A 19,524-nucleotide genomic window follows, 5' to 3' on the forward strand; every position below is an offset into this window, starting at 1 on the left:
CGGCTCTTCTGCCAGCTCAGGCCCGCCTCGTGCAGGGTGCGCGCGATGGTGAACCGGCTCACCTGCGGCAGGCCGTCCGGGGCTTGGCGCAAGGCCTTCTGCAGCAGGCTCAGCGACCAGGTCGCGGTGCCGTCCTGCTCGCGCTGCGGCGCTCGCGCCCATTCGGCCAGGATGCGCTGCTGCGCGTGAGCCCCATAGCGGATCCGTGGCCCGCCACCGTGGTGCGGGCGCACGGCGGCCAGGCCCTCGCGGTTGAAGCGACTGACCCAGGCCGAGATGGTCTCGTTGTGGCCGCGCCCGACGAGATGGGCGGCGGCGGTGTAGCTGGCGCCTTCGGCAATCGCCAGCAGGGCACGGGCACGGTCGACTTCAGCGGCAGGGGTACTCTGGGAGCGGCTCAGGCGGGTGAGTTCTTTGCGCTCGTCTACGGTGAGCGGGCGTAGTGGATCTTTCTGGTGGCGCGACATGGGGCACCTCGCAACACGAGGATCACCATGCCACTATACCATATCCGACGGCAGACGACCCACTAGTGGAGTGCGCCGCCATCGAGCGCCCGCAGGGCGTCGAGGATGTCGTCCAGGGCCACAAGAGCACCCGTCCCCGGCAGCTTGCGCCAGTTCGGCAGGTTCTCCACCGCGCAGGCATCCGAGACCCAGGAAGCGAGGATAGCCCGCTTCGCGCCAACACCCAAGCCAGGGTGCATCAGAACCTGCTGTGGAGCCCTGAACGGCAGGGTTTGTGCCTCGGGTGCCTCACCGCGATTGAGAGCTTCCCATGGCGAGAGTGATGCTGACGGATCACGAGCAGGTTGTCGGTCGAGGGGCACTGAGTCCATGGTATCCTTCCTCCATTGAGCAAAGGGTGGGCCCAAGGCAGCCAACCAGCCTGCCCGGGCCCGTCTCTCATGTTGCTAATGCTTGGTTTCGTCGCCCGCACGATTGATCGCGATACGCTTCACCTCCGGGCGGCTCTCGGCCGATTTCGGCAGGGTGACGGTGAGAACGCCGTTTCTGAAGCTGGCGTCGATCTTGTCCTCCTCGACCTCCCAGGCCAACGGAATGCGGCGCTCGAAGCGGCCATAATAACGCTCGCTGAAAGCGCGCTCCTTGTCCTCGATCTCGGACTTCTTCTCACCGCGGATGGTGAGAACGCCGTCGCCCATCAGGACTTCCACATCCTTGTCCTCAAGGACCGGCAACTCCGCCGAGATGCGGACATCCTTGTCGTTCTCGACGACTTCCACCTGCGGCCAGCCCGCCGTCCGGCTCATGCTGCTGAGCGGAGCCAGGTCGAAGCCGCGGAAAACGTCGTCGAAGAGCCGGTTCATTTCGCGATGCAGGGTCATGAAGGGGTCACCCTCCTCGCGATAGCGGCTCGGGGTCGTCTGCTGATTGCGACCCCATGGAATGAGATCGCGCATATTCATGGTGTCATTCTCCTTCTTCAGTTCAGCCAAGCGGGTGAGGCCGGCGCCAATTCTTGACCAGCGTTGACCTCACCCCCTGATCAAGCTCTTAGGCGGCCTTGTCGTGCTCAATGGTCTTTGGGCCACCGCCGGTCGCAATCTCGATGCGACGGGGCTTCATCTCCTCCGGCACCTCACGCACCAGATCGACCGTCAGCAGGCCATTCTCAAGCTTTGCCTCCCGGACCTTTACGTAGTCAGCGAGGCTGAAGCTCTGCTTGAAGGCGCGCGTGGCGATGCCGCGATGCAGGAACTGTCCGTTCTCCTGCTCCGGATGCTTGTGGCCTGCCACGACCAGCACGTTCTCTTTTTGGGTGATCTCGATCTCGTCCGGCGAGAAGCCGGCCACCGCCATCGTGATGCGGTACTGATCATTGCCGACCTTCTCGACATTGTAGGGCGGCCAATGGGGCGAGGCGTCCTGCCGGGCCGTCTGATCGATCAGATCGAACAGCCGGTCGAAGCCGACCGTGGAGCGATACAGAGGAGAGAAATCAAACGCTGTTCTCATAGCTACATCCTCCCAAGAGCAACGTAACCACAAGAGCGCCGGACACCACCGGCGCCCGATCCGCCAAGCTCGTCGAAAGCCTTGGCATCGTTGATGTTAGGAAAGGTTTTTCCGGTTTTCAAGAGGGCTTGCAGGCCAGCCTGACGGACTGGGCACAGGCTCTGAACAGGCGGCCATGGCGGGCAATTCCCCACCCGACCTCAGTCCCGGGATCGGGCTGAACGCCACGAATAGATAGTAGCCGTTGAGGCGCACCCCGACTCGCGCGGCCTCCCGATCGAAGCCCAGGGGCATCGGGTCGGCTTCGGCCAGTTTACCAGCCACTCGCCATGACTCGGAGTTGAGAAAAGCGGGCCCAGGCCGGTCCTCCGGCACAGCGCAGTAGAGCTCCGGCTCATGCCGGCTTCGGAACAGGTCATAGCGCATTTGGGACGTGCTCGGGCACCCTGACCTGCCCGTTGGACTTTCAGAGTGGCGGGTGGCCGAATCTCCCCGGAGTGGGTGGGTTGGTGTCAAACGCTCATCAGGGACTAAGGTGCTGGGCATCTTGGCCTCCGAGAATGTTTCCGATCTCCAATCAGATTTGAACGCGAGAATGATACCACAGTCCACGGCGGGTCGAACAATCTAAGCCTGATCAGGCCCAGCCCGCCGACCGCCTGGCGGCTTCTTCAGCGGGGACAGGAGGGCAAGGTGAGTCTGCTCCTGTCCCGTTGCCGGGACTTGGCTAGAAGCCCGAGCTAACGCCGGATCACCTCGACAACCGCTTGATCGGACCTGCCGTGATCGGTCGCCAGCGGCACGCCGGGAGTGAGCCAATCAGGGCGACGGCCGGTGGGATGACGCCGCATCAGTCCAATCCAAGCTAAATGCTTGTCGAGCCGCTCGGCCTGCCGCACTTGCTTGGCCACCCTCTCAAGCGCGAGCCTGAGGGCGGCATAGATGTCGGTGCTCTTGGCTTCGCCGCTCATCATTCGCAACGCTCCCACCTGAACGTTGACTGTGCAGCGATACGTGACGCCCTCCCGGGTGAAATGCACGGACGCGGTGTTCAGATGCCCGAAGTACTTGCCTGCCAATTGCAGGATACTTGTCCGGGCGTAGTCGGGAAGCACGTCGCCCAGATCAATGTTCGAGCTTTGCACCAGAATGGTTCGATCGACGCCTTTCAGCTTCATTCGCTCCTCCATGCCATGAAGGTTCGAGCGCAAGACAACTTTGGACATGGGAAGGCTTCAGCGAGCCCGCAAGCGTCCAGCGATGTCACGCGGAGCGCGCCTCATTTCTGGACCAATGCGATCGGACACTGCTGTCCCGGGTGGCCCATCTGAGGGTGGGGCGCTCACCCAAGCGCTCCACCGCATCGGCTTACTTCTTCACACTGGACCGGTTGCTCGCTGCGGAGGACTGGCCACCCTGCCCGTCCTTGCGGAACGGCAGCTTGCCGGCCACGCGCTTGAGCGCGTCCGAGATGTCGTATTTGAGCTTGTTGGTGATCTCCGACATGGTCATGGCAAAACCTCCTGAGGTTCAGCATACTCGCCGTGCCGCCCTGATAACGCAGCGCTTCATCGTCAGTTTCAGGTTTCGAGAGTGCTCTTGTTTACCCCCTCCTGCTATCCTCAATGCCCGCCGCGCACTCACTGCCTCCTGCCCTTCCCGATCACCGCAGCAGAAGCGGCAAGGATCCTTACAAGGCGACCGAGGAGGGGCTGCGGCACAAGCCGATCCGGCTCCAATTCGGCAGCGGCCACTGATTAGTTATGTTTCAGCTCCGTCGGGCTTGATCAGCTTTCTGCAAGGCGTGATTTAGAGCGGTGGCTCGCGAAGGTCCGCACACCGTGCAGATGCGGACACTCGTCCTACTTCCGGAACGTGCCAGGATGTATGGTCCGGCCGTGCGTCGCAAGATGATGTTGGCAGACTGACGAACGTGAGAGCTGCATCAATGTATTCGGCCTCTGTGTGGAGCTTTAGCTCCGGGCCATCATGGGTATCCGCGCGCATCCAGGACTCGCTAACAGAAAGACCTCAATGGGCCATCATGGCACCCAGTCTCATGGTTGCGCCGGGCAGACCGTTCGTCCATCTCCTCCTTCATCTCGCAGACCTCGGCGGGAAAGTCGTCGATTCGCTGACTGACATCATCAAACCCTCATTGTCTTTGGTTGACCGGAACCGGTTCCGGAAAGGCTCGCGGGCAAGCTCGACTCAGATCGCCTGAGACGCATTCCTGGGCTGATAAGCATGTCCGCGGGCCAGCACCGCCCAGGCAATGCGGGCGAGCTTGTTGGCGAGCGCGATCACCAGCATGTTGCGATGCAGCCTCCGGCCCGCGGCCTCGATCCATGGCCATAGGCCGAGTCTGGCCCCATGCGGCCGGCGCACCAGCACAATGTGGGCGGCTTGAACGAACAGCGTTCGCAGGTACTTGTTGCCGCGTTTGGAGATCTTGCCCAGAATGATGCGGTCGCCGGTCGACTCCTGCTTGGGCACCAGCCCAAGCCAAGCCCCGAAGTCCCGCCCCTGCTTGAACCCAGCGCCCGTTCCAATCGCCGCCACGACAGCCGACGAGATAACGGGTCCGACGCCGGGCACACTCATCAGGCGCTGACAGTGCTCATCTTGAACAGCGAGCGCCTCGATCTCGGCCGAGACATTGGCAATGCGCTCGTCGAGTCCGCGCCAATCCTCAGCCAGATCGACGATGAGGCGAACCATCCGCGGTGACAGGGCGTCAGAGGGCGAAGCCAGGATGCCTGGCAAGGCCTGCCGCAAGGGCGCAAGCCCCTGGCGCACGGTGATGCCGCGCTCAAGCAGGAAAGTGCGGATCTGATTGGTCACGCCCGTGCGCTGACTGACCAGACGCGAGCGCACCCGGTGCAAGGCGAGCAGATCCATCTGCTCGGGCGTCTTGATCGCCACGAAGGACATGGTGGGCCGTTGCACTGCCTCCGCGATGGCTTCGGCATCGCGATAATCGTTTTTGTGCCCCTTCAGAAACGGCTTCACGTACTGGGCCGGGATCAGCCGCACGTCATGGCCGAGCGCCTGGAGTTGCCGGCCGATGTGGTGGGCCCCGGCGCAGGCCTCCATGCCGATCAGGCACGGTGGGATGGTGGCCAGCCGCTGAGTGAGCTGGGCGCGGGAGAGTTTGATCCGCAGCACGATGGCGCCGCGCTCATCCTGGCCGATGAGATGAAACGTGTTCTTGCCCAGATCGATACCGAGCGTGGCAATGGCGGCAGAGGAAGAAGACCGTGACATGAGACGTGCTCCTTGCGTGGCTCGAAGCCCCACAGCTTACGAGCAAGCGGGGCAGAAGCACGGCCGGACCATCCCATTAACAGACCTTACGATAGCGCAGGAGGGCAACCCTGATGGAGATCGGGCTGTCAGAGGTTCCCGGCATGCTGTGCAACTCGAAGGCTCCGCACACGTTCTCGCCGCCTCTCCGCCCTTAACAGCGGGCGTGGTACAATGGATCACGGGTAGGGCATCAAGGAGTTGCACCACAGATCCCAAGGGCCTGTGAATAGGAGGCAGCTGTGCGGTCAATCCGCAACATCCCTTCACTCCTTGTTCGTGGCCTCTGGTCGACCGCTTCGCTTGAACGCTTCAGAGGCTCCTCGCTTTCGGGCTTACGTGCGGGCCTTGTTCTCACCGTGGGTCTTCTGCCAGTCCCAAGCTGCGCTCAGTCCCGAGATCCGCAGCAAGCTGCCTTAGACGACTTCGTGGCCGCAAGGATGCTGAGCACCAAATGCCCATCCTGGCAGATCGATCCAGTAGAGGCTCGCACCCGATTTGCACAACTCAATCTTCAACCCGCTGATTGGCAAGAGGGCGGACGCTACAGCAGCTTCTTTGACGAGCGACTGTCCTACTATGGCAGCCTTCTCTCCCGGATGTCGGAGGCACGAGTCTGCGCGGCAGCCGAGGAGGCCTTTGGTCCAGTTGGGCACGTCAGGAAGGGCTGGATGAAACGGCAATGAGCAGCGCAACGGCATCCGCGGGTGAACGGGCGCAAGCTGTTCCTCGGCCCGGCCGCTCAATGGTCCAGCGCTGGCGAGGCAATCCGAAAGCATCATCCGATGGCCCCCTGCTGATCCTCAAGGATGAGGAACCGACAGTTAAGGTCAGACTTTATGGAGACAGCAGTGATGCGCCCTGTTGGATCAACATGCTGTGGGTTATTCTCCTCTTTGGTGCCTCTGGAATGATCGGTGGCTACGCGGCCGAACAGGCAGTCATCCCCAAGCTCCAGTACCGTCCGGGCACACCCAATGAGGTGGTCGAGACCTGTCGGCAGGCGGCGATCACGGCGGCTCGCACGCATGCCAGTGAATTGGGCGCGCAGGTCATCCGCGTCGACGCGACCAGCGCCGGCGAACTGCGGCGCACCCCGAGCAGTCTGCGGGCGCCGGTGGAGGTTGGGATCGTCTACTCGCGGTCAAGCGGGCGCGAAGCCCGCCAAGGTGTCGTCGAATGCCGGGTGGATCGGCGCGGGCAGACGACTATCGCGGATCTTGCAACCGCAGCACATTAGGTAATTCCTGCGCTCGGACAATCGGTGCCGATGCCTGACGCGCACCCTGATCGGTCGGCCGCACAACTGCACTCCGTGTGAGCCTGGGTCGGACAATACCTGGCTCTGTGTTCGCCGCTGCTGCCCTTTGAGCGGATCCGGTTGCTCCCGGTGCCACAGGACGCATGCTCTGACGGCGGACCGCTGGGGCTGCAGCGTTCGTGGCACGCTGTTGCGGCTCAGCTTTCGTCTCGGCGCTCGGTCCGGAGTTGGCGGGTTGAGTGCTGGCCTCCGCTTTGAGACGGGCGAGTTCGGCCTCGGCGGCATCGCGCGCCTTGATGGCTGCTTCCAGTTCAGCACGCGCAGAAGCTGCTTCGGCCCGCGTCCTTACAAGCTCCTCGAACAGATTGGCACGAACTCGGTTGAGGCGGGCAATCTCGTCCTCTGGAGAGGCGGCGACCGCGGACATCCCTGTAATGCCGAGCCCGACCGCGGCCACGAATGTAAGGCTGATGGAACGCAGGGTTCTGATGGTCTGCGGACGTGGCATTGGAGACCCTCCCAATGGTGTCCGTCACAGCGGGAGTGTGACGAGGGGCGATCCTGCGCTCCTAGCCCGCTGCCTGGTAGCCCCGCAGAAGGATTATCTCTTGGGAGCCGATGTTCCATCATTCTGGCAGAGTGGGCAAATGGCAGTTCTGGGTCACCCAAGGAAATTCCCGAACTCTTGGGAACGTCCGGTTGCGTGAGGATTGCTACCCTTAAGACAATGTCTCAGGAGTGCTATTTCGAGACGTTTCCGGGCCATAGGGGGAGCATACATGCCAACCTATCCATCCCACACTTCCAAGGCGTCATTGATGACCTGTCCCGACAGAAGTGCGCCTATGTGCTTAGGAAGGTTGCGAGAGTAGAAACGTGCCGTCGAGTTTCGGATTCCTTCCACCGGCCACCGTCGAAACTGGAGATGATCCTCAATTCAATCGGCTCACGGTCGGCGACGACGAGTTCCGGACAACCCGCACACATTCCCACATTGCTTTAGAAAAGTCCCTGCATCGCAACCCAGGCAAGAACGGGATAGAGAGGGATACCGACGATATTCCCGATCATACGCCCCGACCGGACGGCCGGATCATGGGTGGGTTCATCGCCGAGCAATCTGTCGAACACTTTTACCTCCTTGGGTTTGTACCTGGCCTCTCTTACCCGCTTTATGGCATCGTTCAATACCGCTCAGGTTTCTGAGCCATGGACCTGGATCACGTTCTGGCTATGTGAGACGGCAATGGGCCGCATCGTTGCAGCCAACCTCGCACCATGGGAGACTTGATCGTGACCACACCAACCCGACGCCAAGCCCTTCTCGCCGGCGGCGTCCTCCTGGCCGGAGCGGCCCTGAGCCTGGCCACCGCCGCCGCCCAGACCTTCCCGACCCGCCCGGTCACCATGGTCGTGCCTTTCGCAGCCGGGGGCTCGACGGACGTGGTCGCTCGCATCATTGCGCAGAAGATGTCCGAGGGTCTGGGCCAGCAGGTGATCGTGGAGAATGTGGCGGGCGCCGGCGGCAGCACGGGCGCGGCCCGGGTCGCCAAGGCCGAGCCCGACGGCTACACGATCCTGATGGGCACTGTGGCCACCCATGCGCTCAACCCGCTCATGCTCAAGCGCAAGCCTTACGATGCGGTGACGGATTTCGCACCCGTGTCGTTGCTCGTGATCGTGCCCAACGTGCTGGTGGTCCATCCGAGCCTGCCGGCCAAGACAGTCCCGGAGCTGATCGCGTTACTGAAGGCCGATCCGTCGAAATACAATTACGCGTCCTCGGGCGTCGGTACGCCGCTGCATCTCTCCGGCGAGCTGTTCAAGAGCATGGCCAAGGTCTCGATGCAGCACATCGCCTATCGCGGCTCAGGTCCAGCTCTGAACGATGTGGTGGCCGGCCAAGTGCCGATCATGTTCGACAATCTACCGTCGGCCTCCGAATTTATTCGCGCCGGCACCCTGCGCGGCATTGCCGTGACCACCAAGGAACGCGCCCCGTCCTTCCCGGACATGCCGACCATCGCCGAAGGTGGGCTTGCGGGCTATGAGACCTACACCTGGAACGCCCTGTTCGCCCCGCCCAAGACTCCAAGGGAGATCGTCGACCGGCTGAACGCCGAAGCGATCAAGGCTGTCAAGGATCCAGCCGTGCAGGAGCGGCTGAAGACCTTCAGCGCCACGGTGGTTGGGTCGACGCCTGAGGCCTTGGGCGAGCACGTCAAAGCGGAGATCGCCAAATGGACCCCGGTCGTGAAGGAAGCCGGCGTCCAGATCGATTGACGGGAAAGCGTCCCATCCAAAAGAAAGCCTCCTGGCGGCGAGTCATCGCCAGGAGCTGCGTCACAGCACCCACCTCCAGCGCGGAAAATTGGCTCACCGCCAGGGTTCTCCGCCGGCAGTCCTGATGAGTTTTCGGGGCATGCATGGAGAGCAACGCATGGCTCCAAAGGCATCACATTGGAATACTCCGGCCAACCCGACTGCTCGGCGAAGCCCCACGTTCCCCCCGCCGCAACCCACTGGGCTTAGCCCAGTCCTCGAACGGAACATTCAGTCTCTCAAGGATCGCCGGCGCAGGGAGGAGGCCGAGGCGACCACGCAGGAGAAGATTGCCGAGGCCATCACCCGCTTCACCGGCAGCATGCTGTTCGTCTACATCCACTTAGTGGTGCATCCGGCAGGTTGCGGGGTATAATGGCAGCCCCTTTCTGACCTGCCGGTGGAGGCGACCATGGCATCGGTCTGCTTACGGGACTTGACCCCCGCGGAATGTGCGGCGGTCCAAAAGTTGGCCCACTCCCACACGGCCCCTGCCCAACGCGTACAGCGTGCGCAAATCATCTGGCGCGCCAGATGCGGCGAGAACGCCTCGGCGATTGCAGCTCGCGTGGGCCTTGATGGTGAGACGGTGCGCAAGCGCATCCATCGCTTCAATGCGGAAGGCTTGGAAGCCCTCAAGGACCGGGATCGCTCAGGCCGCCCGCCCACCTATCCGCCTGAGCAAACCGCCACCGTGATCGCGTGTGCGCTGACTAAGCCTCAGATACTCGGGTTGCCCTTTGCCGCTTGGACGCTCGACCGACTGGCGGCCTACCTGCACGAGGAGAAGGGCATCGCGATGCAGCGCAGCCGAATCGACGAGATCCTGCTCCACGAGGGCTTGCGCTGGCGCAACCACGAGACCTGGTTCGGCGAGCGGGTCGATCCGGCGTTCGCGAAAAAAAGGGGGCGATCGAAACGCTCTACACCAAGCCACCTGCGGGCAGTTGTGTAGTCTGCCTCGACGAAATGGGACCGGTCAGCGCCAAGAGCTATGCAGGTCGGGCGTTGGTGCAAACAAAGACGCGACCAGCCGAGCGGGCGAAGCAGGAGATCGACTATGGCCGCCGCGCCAAAGGCTACATCTTCGGGGCGTTTTGTCCGGCCACGGGAGAAGCCTTCACGCATCCCTATCCCGGACGGGGTGGCGCGCATTGGGTCGACTTCCTGGAGCACGTCGAGAGCTGGATCCCGCACACGACCCAGCGGATCTACGCGATCATGGACAACCTGAGTTCCCATCGCACGACCGACGTGCTGCTGTTCCTGCTGGCGCATCCGCGCTGGGAGATGGTGTTCCAGCCTAAGTATGCCGCCCATCTCAACCTGATCGAGCCGTGGTGGAAGATCCTGCGCTCGCTGGCGTTAGCAGGCCGGCGCTTCGAGACCTGGGACGAGATCGTCGATGCGATCCGCCGCTCGACGATCTACTGGAATGCACACCGCCATCCCTTCGTCTGGGGCCAGCGCCGCCGCCATCGGCCCCGCCGCTCCCCCGGCGTCGCCCTGCTGCCGAGGGCCGCATGACCTACCGGATGCACCACTTAGCCATCTTCGGCTTCTGGATCATCGCCAATCTGGGCTGGGTTCCCGGAGTGCCCAAATGGGACGAGTCCTTCGTGGTGCTGGCCATGTGGGCTTCCGTCGAGGCGATCTTCCTCTCCACCTTCGTGCTGATCAGCCAGAACCGCATGCAGGCCGCCGCCGACAAGCGGGCCGATCTCGACCTTCAGATCAGCCTCCTGGCCGAGCATGAGGTCACCAAGCTCGCCACCCTGGTTTCGGCCATGGCGGACAAGATGGGCGTCAGCTCGAACGCCGATGCCGAGTTGGAGGAGATCAAGCAGGACATCGCCCCTGAAGCGGTGCTCGACGAGATCGAGGAAACCGAGCCGGAGCGGCGCTGATCCGTCTTGATGGAGGGATTCTATGAGGGGGCTCAAGCAGACTGTGGTCATCTGGCTATCTCTGCCAGCCCTCAAGACTGTCGGCGATGGCCATTGGCATAATCTGGCAAGCCCATCCTTCCAGGCGGCGCAACAACCACGCCTGCGTATGCGGGCCTTGCTGGTCAGCTTTGGTGTTGCCTCGGCAGGTGGACTCGTTGAGATGGATGGGGCTTGGGCGCGCCTCACTTCAACAGGACGCCTGCTCCTCGCCACGAGGCTCGGCCGTACAAGCGAGGTGAGCTGACCCGCTTGTGGGTGTCAACAAGGCTCGTTTAGCCTGTCCGAAGACCGAGGAGCACGGTCCGCCAGTGGCGTTGGGGAGCATGCGCTCGACCACCCCCAAGCAGCCTGAGAAGCCGAAGGCCGGAGACAGTGGCGTCGTCCTCCTGATCGAGGACCAGCATGCTGTCCCTCGTTGCAAGTTCTTCAGAGTGGCCTTTGTCGACAACCGATACGCGGGACCGGATCCTTGTATTGGGTCCAGATCGTAGCCCAAGCTCTACGCCACAGGAGCTTCGACAGTGCATACGACGCCGGCGGAAGGAAAGGCGATCGCCACCTGACCATCCAGGTCCTGCGCGAGAGTGCGTTCGATGAGACGCGACCCGAAGCCCCGCCGGCTCGGAGCGGCCACGGGCGGTCCCCCGGTCTCCGTCCAGCGCAGGGCCAACCGCGGTGGCGCGGTTCCGTTTTGCAGATCCCATGACACCTCAATGGTGCCGGTCTTGTTGGACAAAGCGCCGTACTTCACTGCGTTGGTCGCTAATTCATGCAGCGCCATGGCCAGGGCCAGCGACATGCGGGGCGTGACCCGCACATGGGGACCTTTGATGTGAAAGCGGCTCTCTCCTGGAATTTCGTAAGGCTTGAGAGCATTTGCAACCACTTCGACCAGATCGGCGCCCTCCCAGCTCTCGCGGGTAAGCACGTCATGGGCTCTCGACAAAGCCAGCAAACGCATCTCCAAAGCCTCGCTTGCATCCGCTTTCGTGTCTGCCGTGCGCAGGGTCTGGGCTGAAATGGATTGTACGGTGGCGAGCGTGTTCTTCACCCGATGGTTCAACTCATTGATGAGGACCCTCTGATGCTCGGCGGCGCGCCGCTCCTTGTCGAGCGCCGCTCTCAGCCGCTCCTCACCTTCGTGCAGATCCTCCAGGCGTGATCGTGCCTCATATTGCCGAAGCCGTCCCCGCAAGGCGGAGCGGGCGACGCTCACCAGCGTGCCGGCATGAAACGGGCGTTCGAGAAAGACGACGTTGCCGAGGACCTCGGACAGACGCGCCAGGGCCGGATTGCGCTCCACCCCACCGCCGCGGCGCGTGAGGAGCACGAAGGCGAAGTCAGACCACGGCGGTTGATCCGAGAGCCACTGGGACAGCTCCCTCAGATCGGCGGTGCGAAAAGCCTCGTCTGTGACCAGAGCAAAGCCGGCACCTTGCTCGATCTCGCGCACCAGTGTTGACAGGTCGGAGCAGATCTCGGCCGCGATCCCCGCGGCGTGCAGGATATCCGCCGCAACAGCCGCATCCCGCCCTAGCGGGGCCAGGATGAGCGCCCGCTCCGAACGGGATTGAAGATTGTCGCTCATACTCAACGGTCTTCGAGCAGCCGGTCACGGTGGCCTTCGGCAAAGACCGGTGTGCCGCGCAGAACACCCTGGAACCCTGCCAGAGGCTCTCCGACCGCAATGCCCCGGCTGTCGATCCGGATCTCGCGGATCGTGTTCTCATGCGTGCCGAATCGCTTCTTGATGATCGAGATCGCGCGCCGAACCTGGCCAAAGGCCTCGAAGTAGCGCAGCAGGATCACGGTGTCGGCCAGGTAGGTGATGTCGACGGGAGACTTCATGTCGCCGACAAGCCCGTGCTGCGCCACCGTGAGGAAGGTCGAAGCGCCCTGCCGGTTGAGGTATTGCAGCAGTTCGTGAATATGCAGAATGAGAAACTGCTCCTCCGGCATGGCCGCCTGATAGCCATTGAGGCCGTCGATCACGATGGTCTTCACCCCATGGCGATCAACCCTGGAGCGCACTCGGTCTGTGAACTCCCCGGGCGAGAGCTCGGCGGCATCGACCTGCTCGATGAACAGATTGCCGCTGGCGCACAACGCGTCGAGATCAATGCCCATCAGCTTGGTCCGGTCGATCAGGAGACCAAGCTCCTCGTCGAAGATGAACAGCGCTGCCCTTTCCCCACGTTTGGCGGCCGAGACCGCGAACTGCACGGCCAGAAGGGATTTACCCGCGCCGGCCGGACCCATCACCAGCGTGCTGGAGCCCTGCTCAATGCCGCCGCCCAGGAGGGCATCGAGCTCAGCGATGCCGCTGGTGAGTACGTTGCGGGCAAAGCCCGTCTTGTGCTCGCTGGAGATCAAACGCGGGAAGACCCGGACGCCACCTTCGGCAATGACGAAGTCGTGGAAGCCGCCCCGGAACGACTGACCGCGGTACTTGATCACGCGCAGGCGGCGGCGCTCGGCTCCGTAGCCTGGCGTAAGCTCTTCCAGACGAATGACGCCATGGGCCAGGCTGTGAACGGTCTTGTCGTTCGTGTCGGTGGTCAGGTCATCCAGCAGCAGCACTGTCGCGCCCTGCTTCGCGAAGTAGTGCTTCATCGCCAGGATCTGACGGCGGTAGCGCAGGGAGCTTTGCGCCAGGAGCCGGATCTCGGACAGGCTGTCGATGACGATCCGGACCGGCCGGGCTCGGTCGATCGCCTCGAATACCGCCTTGGTGGTCTCCCCGAGTTCAAGATCGGACGAGTAGAGCAGGCTCTGTTGGTGCTCGTCGTCGAGAAGGTTCTCGGGCGGCACGAGTTCGAACACCTGAACACCGTCGCCGATGGCCCAGCCATGCGAGGCCGCACCATCCCGCAGCTCCTGCTCGGTCTCCGACATGGTGATGTAGAGCCCGACTTCTCCACTCCTGGCTCCTTCGAGCAGGAACTGGAGCGCGATGGTGGTCTTGCCAGTGCCGGGGCTTCCCTCCAGGAGATAGACGTGTCCAGGGGACAAGCCGCCGACGAGGATCTCGTCCAGCCCCGCAACCCCGGTCCGCGCTTTCGGGGAGGGTTGAGGCTTAGCGCTCATGACGAAGTCCAATCTCTTTTTGAAGTGCGGCAGGAAGCGTGTGAGCTGGGATCAGCCCGAGAACGCCCGCCAGCGCCTGCTCGGCATGCCAGAGGTCGTACTGTTGCTGGCGGTCAAGCCAGAAGTGCGGTGTCGTGCCCGAGAGACGAGCCAGACGCGTGGCCATCTCGGGACTGACCGCCGCGGTGCCGGCGAGAACCTTGTGGAGGGTCTGCCGCGCGACGCGAAGCTCCCGGGCCGCCTGGCTGACGGAGAGACCAAGGCCAGGCAGTACCCGGTCACGCAGGATCCACCCCGGATGGGGTGGAGGCGCCGGTAGAGCGTCTCGGGAGCGGGTCATACGCGTACCTTGGTTAAGCCAACTGTAGCGTTATGGGTGACAGGGCGCCGAAAACAAGGGCTGCCGCTGCTCTAAATATGATTGCTCCATCAAATCCTTCAGGAATGTCCGCTCGTCCCTCACCACGCGCGGTGGAAAGGTCGGCATGGGGTCAATCTGAGTCATTCAGCTTGGCAGTGAGAGAGTCTGCTTAGCAGCCGGTACCTGCCTTTGGCTCCGTGTCGGGGCAGGCTGCCGGCGGTCTTCCATTCGTTAGATGATCCCCCACGCCCTGTAAGCTCCCTCGGCAGGGCACCTCCCAACTGCATCAACATCAGGTCAATAGCCTTGGGCGTCACCTTCAGGAGTTTGGCGTCGCCTCTCAAGCGCTGAACAATGACATGCAGGGTCGGTTCGATCTGGCCAGAGCGTTGAGGGCTTGAGATGTGGCGTGCGGGGAAGTTCAGCTTGGTGGATCCTCTGGCTCTGGACGAAGCCGCAGCAAAGACGCACCATCGGGTCTCCCGTCGGGGGTTACGGACATGAGCGGCTCCGGCAAGCCAAAGGTCCAACGACGTCTGGCAGCGATCCTTGCCGCTGACGTAGTGGGCTTCTCTCAGCTCATGGGCGAGGATGAAGAAGGCACGCTCACTCAGGTCAAGAGCCTGCGCCGGGACATCATCGAGCCCAAGGCCGTCGAGCATCACGGGCGGGTCGTGAAGACGACCGGCGATGGATTCCTGGTGGAGTTCAGCAGTCCGACCGAGGCCGTTCAATGTGCTGTCGAGATGCAGGAGGATCTTGCATCACGAGCTACGGACAAAACTCCTCGTCCGCTTCAGCTTCGGATCGGGATCAATCTTGGGGAGATCATTTTCGAGGAGGACGGGGACATCTATGGCGACGGGGTGAATATCGCAGCCCGCCTGGAGCAGCTGGCGCAGCCAGGAGCCGTTTGCGTCTCAGCCAAGGTTTACGAGGAGGTCCGGGACAAGCTGCCCTACCCCTTCCGGGATCAGGGCGAGCGGTTGGTCAAGAATATCGCCAAGCCGGTTCGGGTCTACAGCCTCTTTGACGGCAACGGGGCCGCACCGCAAACAAGCCCACCCATTCCAGAGCGGCCGTCGATTGCGGTTCTGCCGTTCGACTACATGAGCGAGAGCCGCGATGGCGAGTTTCTGGCCGATGGCCTCTCGGAGGACATCATTGCAGCCCTGTCGCGGATCCGTTCCTTCTTTGTCATCGCCCGGAACTCGACCTTCACGTACAAGGGAAAGGCTGTGAACGTGCAGCAGGTGAGCCGGGACCTCGGCGTCCGCTATGTGCTTGAGGGCAGCGTCCGCCGCAGTCGTGACAAGGTGCGTATCACGGCGCAGCTGATCGACGCGACAACCGGGGCGCACCTCTGGGCGGATCGCTATGATGGCATGGTCGACGACATCTTCGAGTTGCAGGACCGCATCACGGCCAGTGTTGTGGGCGCGATCCAGCCCTCGATCCGGGCGGCCGAGATCGAACGAGCTCACCGTAAGCGGCCAGACAGCCTGAATGCATACGATCTGGTCATGCAGGCCCTGCCCCATGTCTGGTCCTTGGACGCTACGTCCAATCGGGTTGCAACCCGTCTGCTCGATCAGGCGCTGAAGCTCGACCCGGTCTATCCTCTGGCCCTGTCCCTCGCGTCCTGGTGTAGCGGACAACGGGTCATCTACAATTGGTCAACGAACCCTGAGAGCGACAAACGTGATGCGTTGGAGAAAGCGCAGTTAGCCGCAGGTTTGGCATCCGACGACCCATTTGTTCTGACCGTACTTGGGGCCGCTCACACGATCACCCGCGAGTTCCAGGCCGCGCTCTACTTGCTGGATAAGGCGCTGACGCTCGATCCGAACTCTGCTTGGGCATGGAACCGCAGCGGGTGGCTTCACACGTTCCGCGATGATCCAAGAACCGGGATTGATCACTTCGAGAGGGCAATCCGTCTGAGCCCATTTGATCCCATGGTTTTCAACTCCTATGCTGGCATTGGGGATGCTCACTTCGTGGCTGGCCGCTATCCGGAGGCTGTCACGTGGCTTGAGAAAGCCCGTCTTGCTCATCCAAGAGCGGCCTGGATCAACCGGTTTCTGGCGGCATCCTATGCCTTGAGCGGCAGGCAACAGGAGGCGGAGGTCTGCGTCCAACGGCTTCTCACAACGTACCCTGGTCTGACGGTGACAGCAGTGAAAGCCGCTCCTCCGTTCAGCCCAGAGGTCATCGATCGCCTATGTGAGGGGCTAAAACAGGCTGGTCTCCCGGAGTGAACTTGATGATCTCACTGGCCGTCACGGCAATTGGGGATCTCATCGGACCTCATGCTGATGCGACCTGCCAGAAGGCCAGCCGATGCCGCCCAGCTTCAGCGCGTTACATCTCTTGCTCGGCATTGGAAAGAACAGCCTCCACCTGATCGGCCGAAATGCATGGCATAATCTGTCGGGCTGGAGATGATGGTGTGATGGGAACGGCTCTCGTATGGATTGCCCTCGGCCTGACGGTGAGCCTGCTTGCCACAGGTGCGTCCGCCCAGGCGACGCTCAACAGCGTCAAGCAGAAAGGCTTCCTGACCTGCGGCTCGAACACGGGTCTTGCTGGGTTCAGTATGGCGGACGCCCGGGGCAACTGGACCGGCCTCGACGTCGATTTCTGCCGCGCCATCACTGCAGCCATCTTCGACGACCCTACCAAGGTCCGCTTCATTCCGCTCGCCGCCAAGGATCGCTTCACGGCGCTCCAGTCCGGCGAAGTCGATGTTCTGGTCCGCACGACAACCGCGACCATGTCGCGCGACACGCAGCTCGGCCTCGATTTCCCGGCCATCAACTACTATGACGGCCAGGGCTTCATGGTCCGCAAGAAGCTCGGCGTTTCCTCCGCGAAGGAGCTGAACGGCGCTTCGATCTGCACCCAGCAGGGCACCACGACCGAGCTGAACCTCGCCGACTACTTCCGTGCCAACAGCATGAAGTACGAAGGCGTCGCGTTCTCCAATTCTGACGAAGTCTTCGCGAGTTACGAGGCGGGCCGTTGCGACGCCCTCACGAACGATATGTCTGGCCTGTATTCCGTTCGCCAGAAGGCTTCAGCTCCGTAGGATCACATCGTTCTGCCCGAGATCATCTCGAAGGAGCCGCTCGGCCCAGTGGTGCGCCATGGCGACAATCAGTGGGGCGATATCGTCCGCTGGACCCACAACGCCATGCTGAACGCCGAGGAGCTCAACGTCACCCAGGCCAATATCAAGCAGATGAAGGCCTCCGACAATCCGGAGGTCAAGCGTCTCCTCGGTACGGAAGGCAAGTTCGGTGAGGCCACCGGCCTGCCCAACGACTGGGCTGTCCGCATCATCAAGCACGTGGGCAATTACGGCGAGGTCTTCGAGAAGAACGTCGGCGAAGGCTCCAGGCTGAAGATCAAGCGCGGCCAGAACGCCCAATGGACCAAGGGCGGCCTGCAATACGGCATCCCGGTGCGGTAACGCGCTAGGAGGCCTTTCCTGCAGGGCATTACGGTTCGGGGCCTGAAGAGAAGCGGATGCCTGCGCGGGCTCCAAGTTCCCGTTATTTGCCTGAAGCTCAGGAACGGGCCAGGAACCGAGATTACCTGTGTTTTCGGAACGTCCGGTTTGATGAGAATTGCGGCCTTCGAGCTTAGGTCTCAGGCGTGCCAGAAACGGACTTTTCTAGGCGGTGCGGATGGATTTGATCAGGATGAAGCCGAGTGCGAGGGCTACGATGGAGCCGTAGTTCTGCGCGGTCTTCTCGCAGCGGAGCGCGACGCGCTTGAAGCGCTTCAGCTTGCCCACGGTCTGCTCGATGCGGGCTCGACCCCCGTAGAGCATCTTCGGGAAGAAAGCTGGCCGGTGCTTGGCGTTGCTCTTGTATGGGATGACCGGGCAGATCCCGCGCGAACGTGCCGCCTGACGATTGGGCCGAGAGCCGTATCCCTTGTCACCCACAGCCGCGCGCGGCGCCACGTCGGGTCCGATGTCCAGAAGCACCTCAAAGTTTCGGCCGTCGCTAGCCTGGCCTTCAGTTATGTGAAACGCGAGCGGATGGCCATCAAAGTCGGTCTTGAGGTGGATCTTGGTCGAGAAGTCCCAACGCGAGCGGCCCAAAGCCTGACCACTCTGCCCCCTTTGGCGCCTGCTGCCGAGACGTGCGCCCTCACGGCAGTGGAGTCGAACATCTGCACCAGGTGAACGGTCCGGCTCAGGCTGGCGAGCGCCTCGAAGAAAGCATCAAACACACCTGACCGGCTCAGGCGCCAGAACCGCTTCCAGAACTGTTCCAGTTGCCGAACTCGGGCGGCAGGGCGCGCCAGGTGATGTTGTGAACCGTGAAATAGTGAAGGGCCTCCAGGAAGCGGCGGTCATTGTGGCCTTTGGCGCCGCGAACATGAAGCGGCGAACACCTCCAATACAATGTCCAGTCTTAATCCGTCATCCGTGTCAGCATAATCAGCCCTCCTTACCCGACCTGCCACTAACGATCTATACGCTCGTGCTGTGCACCTGCGCTGAGTTCACATCTACTCTTCCCAAAGGGCATGATTGGGGCCATTCTGCTCTCACTTGCGGCAGGACAGCTCTGCTACCCGGGGAACGTCGGATTAGGCGGCACAGCTAGTGGGTCGTCTGCCGTCGGGTCTGGCATTCTGCTGGTGCCTGTGATTTCGGCTGGGGCAGCGGTTGGCTGGTACAGGCTCCGGAACCGCCAACGCGATGGATCTGCTCCGTCGCGCAGCGCCGGCGCCGCTGCCGGCGCTTGCCGTTCCAGACAAACGGTGTCGGCTGCGCATTCCAGCAGCGTGCCGTCTGCTCGAACCAGCTCCCGATCTCGTCGGAACTCTGCGGATGCTGTCCCGCGAGCGCCCGCCGTTTGAGCACGCGCTGGATCGACTCCGCCATGTTGAGCCAGCTGCCGGCGACCGGCGTGTACAGCGGCATGACGCCATGCGCACACAGCCACAGCACCAGTTCAGGAGTCTTGTGGCCGGTAAGATTGTCCCACACCAACAGCAGCCGCAGCGGCGGCACCTCCTCCGGCAAGGTGAAGCACCGGCTCAGCCCGGCCTGCCAGGCCTCCCACGCCGCGTGCGTGAGAGCGGGATCGGCGACAGCTGGGGCGGGCAACTCCGCCAGGATCGCGCTGAGACGCTCGCGCAGCCAGGGATGCAGCACCGCATTCGTACAGTGCTCGGCCGGCTGCAGGCGCACCTGGCCCGAGGCGGGATGGAACAGGGTCAGGATCTTGGTCGTGC

18 protein-coding genes and 3 pseudogenes are annotated in these 19,524 nt (G+C 62.5%); 9 read left to right on the plus strand and 12 right to left on the minus strand.

Annotated elements, in window-relative coordinates:
- The 7 genes from DDF70_RS29790 to DDF70_RS29815 form a co-directional block, all read right to left on the minus strand.
- Positions 1-467: helix-turn-helix domain-containing protein (locus DDF70_RS29790; RefSeq protein WP_114946241.1), on the minus strand; the 467-nt coding region annotated here is incomplete at its 3' end.
- Positions 468-529: 62 nt separating this feature from the next.
- A complete protein-coding gene (locus DDF70_RS37085) occupies positions 530-838 on the minus strand; it encodes a hypothetical protein (protein WP_162820772.1) in 309 nt (102 codons plus the stop codon).
- Between the two features lie 75 nt (positions 839-913).
- Positions 914-1,429, minus strand: coding sequence for an Hsp20/alpha crystallin family protein (locus DDF70_RS29795; RefSeq protein ID WP_114948313.1), 516 nt, complete (start codon positions 1,427-1,429; stop codon positions 914-916).
- An 88-nt stretch (positions 1,430-1,517) separates the two neighbouring features.
- On the minus strand, positions 1,518-1,979 hold the full coding sequence (locus tag DDF70_RS29800; protein WP_114948314.1) for an Hsp20 family protein: 462 nt from the start codon (positions 1,977-1,979) through the stop codon (positions 1,518-1,520).
- Positions 1,980-2,719: 740 nt separating this feature from the next.
- The gene (hpf, locus tag DDF70_RS29810; RefSeq protein WP_114948327.1) at positions 2,720-3,157 is read right to left on the minus strand and encodes a ribosome hibernation-promoting factor, HPF/YfiA family; all 438 of its coding nucleotides are present in this window, start codon (positions 3,155-3,157) and stop codon (positions 2,720-2,722) included.
- Between the two features lie 190 nt (positions 3,158-3,347).
- Complete coding sequence (locus DDF70_RS37090; protein ID WP_162820773.1) at positions 3,348-3,491, minus strand: hypothetical protein; 144 nt, start codon at positions 3,489-3,491, stop codon at positions 3,348-3,350.
- 699 nt (positions 3,492-4,190) lie between these two features.
- A complete protein-coding gene (locus DDF70_RS29815; RefSeq protein ID WP_114948315.1) occupies positions 4,191-5,246 on the minus strand; it encodes an IS110 family RNA-guided transposase in 1,056 nt (351 codons plus the stop codon).
- A 913-nt stretch (positions 5,247-6,159) separates the two neighbouring features.
- Between DDF70_RS29815 and DDF70_RS29820 the strand changes: the two genes are divergently transcribed.
- From DDF70_RS29820 to DDF70_RS29845, 7 genes and pseudogenes are all read left to right on the plus strand, one after another.
- Entirely contained in the window at positions 6,160-6,525 is a 366-nt protein-coding gene (locus tag DDF70_RS29820) for a hypothetical protein (protein ID WP_162820774.1), read from the plus strand.
- Between the two features lie 897 nt (positions 6,526-7,422).
- Positions 7,423-7,752, plus strand: coding sequence for a hypothetical protein (locus tag DDF70_RS37095; RefSeq protein WP_162820775.1), 330 nt, complete (start codon positions 7,423-7,425; stop codon positions 7,750-7,752).
- A 72-nt stretch (positions 7,753-7,824) separates the two neighbouring features.
- Positions 7,825-8,829 carry a Bug family tripartite tricarboxylate transporter substrate binding protein gene (locus DDF70_RS29825; protein ID WP_114948317.1) on the plus strand — a complete coding sequence of 335 codons (1,005 nt, stop codon included), beginning with the start codon at positions 7,825-7,827 and terminating at the stop codon, positions 8,827-8,829.
- A gap of 157 nt (positions 8,830-8,986) precedes the next feature.
- Positions 8,987-9,220 (plus strand): annotated as a pseudogene (locus DDF70_RS29830) (DUF1003 domain-containing protein); the annotation flags it as partial.
- Positions 9,221-9,280: 60 nt separating this feature from the next.
- On the plus strand, positions 9,281-9,823 hold the full coding sequence (locus tag DDF70_RS29835; protein ID WP_114948319.1) for a helix-turn-helix domain-containing protein: 543 nt from the start codon (positions 9,281-9,283) through the stop codon (positions 9,821-9,823).
- A complete protein-coding gene (locus DDF70_RS29840) occupies positions 9,781-10,395 on the plus strand; it encodes an IS630 family transposase (protein WP_245435696.1) in 615 nt (204 codons plus the stop codon). The genes DDF70_RS29835 and DDF70_RS29840 overlap by 43 nt, the downstream gene beginning before the upstream one ends.
- Positions 10,326-10,775 carry a DUF1003 domain-containing protein gene (locus DDF70_RS29845; RefSeq protein WP_425374133.1) on the plus strand — a complete coding sequence of 150 codons (450 nt, stop codon included), beginning with the start codon at positions 10,326-10,328 and terminating at the stop codon, positions 10,773-10,775. The genes DDF70_RS29840 and DDF70_RS29845 overlap by 70 nt, the downstream gene beginning before the upstream one ends.
- Before the next feature lie 541 nt (positions 10,776-11,316).
- Here the strand turns inward: DDF70_RS29845 and DDF70_RS29855 are convergent.
- From DDF70_RS29855 to DDF70_RS29865, 3 genes are read right to left on the minus strand one after another with little or no spacing between them, the layout of a single operon-like run.
- The gene (locus DDF70_RS29855; protein ID WP_114948322.1) at positions 11,317-12,405 is read right to left on the minus strand and encodes a sensor histidine kinase; all 1,089 of its coding nucleotides are present in this window, start codon (positions 12,403-12,405) and stop codon (positions 11,317-11,319) included.
- Between the two features lie 2 nt (positions 12,406-12,407).
- Positions 12,408-13,904: an ATPase domain-containing protein gene (locus tag DDF70_RS29860; RefSeq protein ID WP_114948329.1), complete on the minus strand. Its 1,497-nt coding sequence runs from the start codon at positions 13,902-13,904 to the stop codon at positions 12,408-12,410.
- Positions 13,894-14,244 (minus strand): HigA family addiction module antitoxin, encoded by a 351-nt coding sequence (locus DDF70_RS29865; RefSeq protein ID WP_114948323.1) that lies wholly within the window; start codon positions 14,242-14,244, stop codon positions 13,894-13,896. The genes DDF70_RS29860 and DDF70_RS29865 overlap by 11 nt, the downstream gene beginning before the upstream one ends.
- Positions 14,245-14,765: 521 nt before the next feature.
- Here DDF70_RS29865 and DDF70_RS29875 point away from each other — a divergent pair.
- Together DDF70_RS29875 and DDF70_RS29880 are read left to right on the plus strand one after the other, a co-directional pair.
- On the plus strand, positions 14,766-16,526 hold the full coding sequence (locus DDF70_RS29875; RefSeq protein ID WP_114948325.1) for an adenylate/guanylate cyclase domain-containing protein: 1,761 nt from the start codon (positions 14,766-14,768) through the stop codon (positions 16,524-16,526).
- A 194-nt stretch (positions 16,527-16,720) separates the two neighbouring features.
- Positions 16,721-17,740: pseudogene (locus DDF70_RS29880) on the plus strand (amino acid ABC transporter substrate-binding protein).
- Between the two features lie 204 nt (positions 17,741-17,944).
- Here the strand turns inward: DDF70_RS29880 and DDF70_RS29885 are convergent.
- Both DDF70_RS29885 and DDF70_RS29895 read right to left on the minus strand, forming a co-directional pair.
- Positions 17,945-18,403: pseudogene (locus DDF70_RS29885) on the minus strand (IS5 family transposase); the annotation flags it as partial.
- Between the two features lie 483 nt (positions 18,404-18,886).
- Positions 18,887-19,524: transposase (locus tag DDF70_RS29895; protein WP_205772497.1), on the minus strand; the 638-nt coding region annotated here is incomplete at its 5' end.

It is taken from the genome of Microvirga calopogonii (assembly GCF_003347665.1).
Lineage (GTDB): Bacteria > Pseudomonadota > Alphaproteobacteria > Rhizobiales > Beijerinckiaceae > Microvirga > Microvirga calopogonii.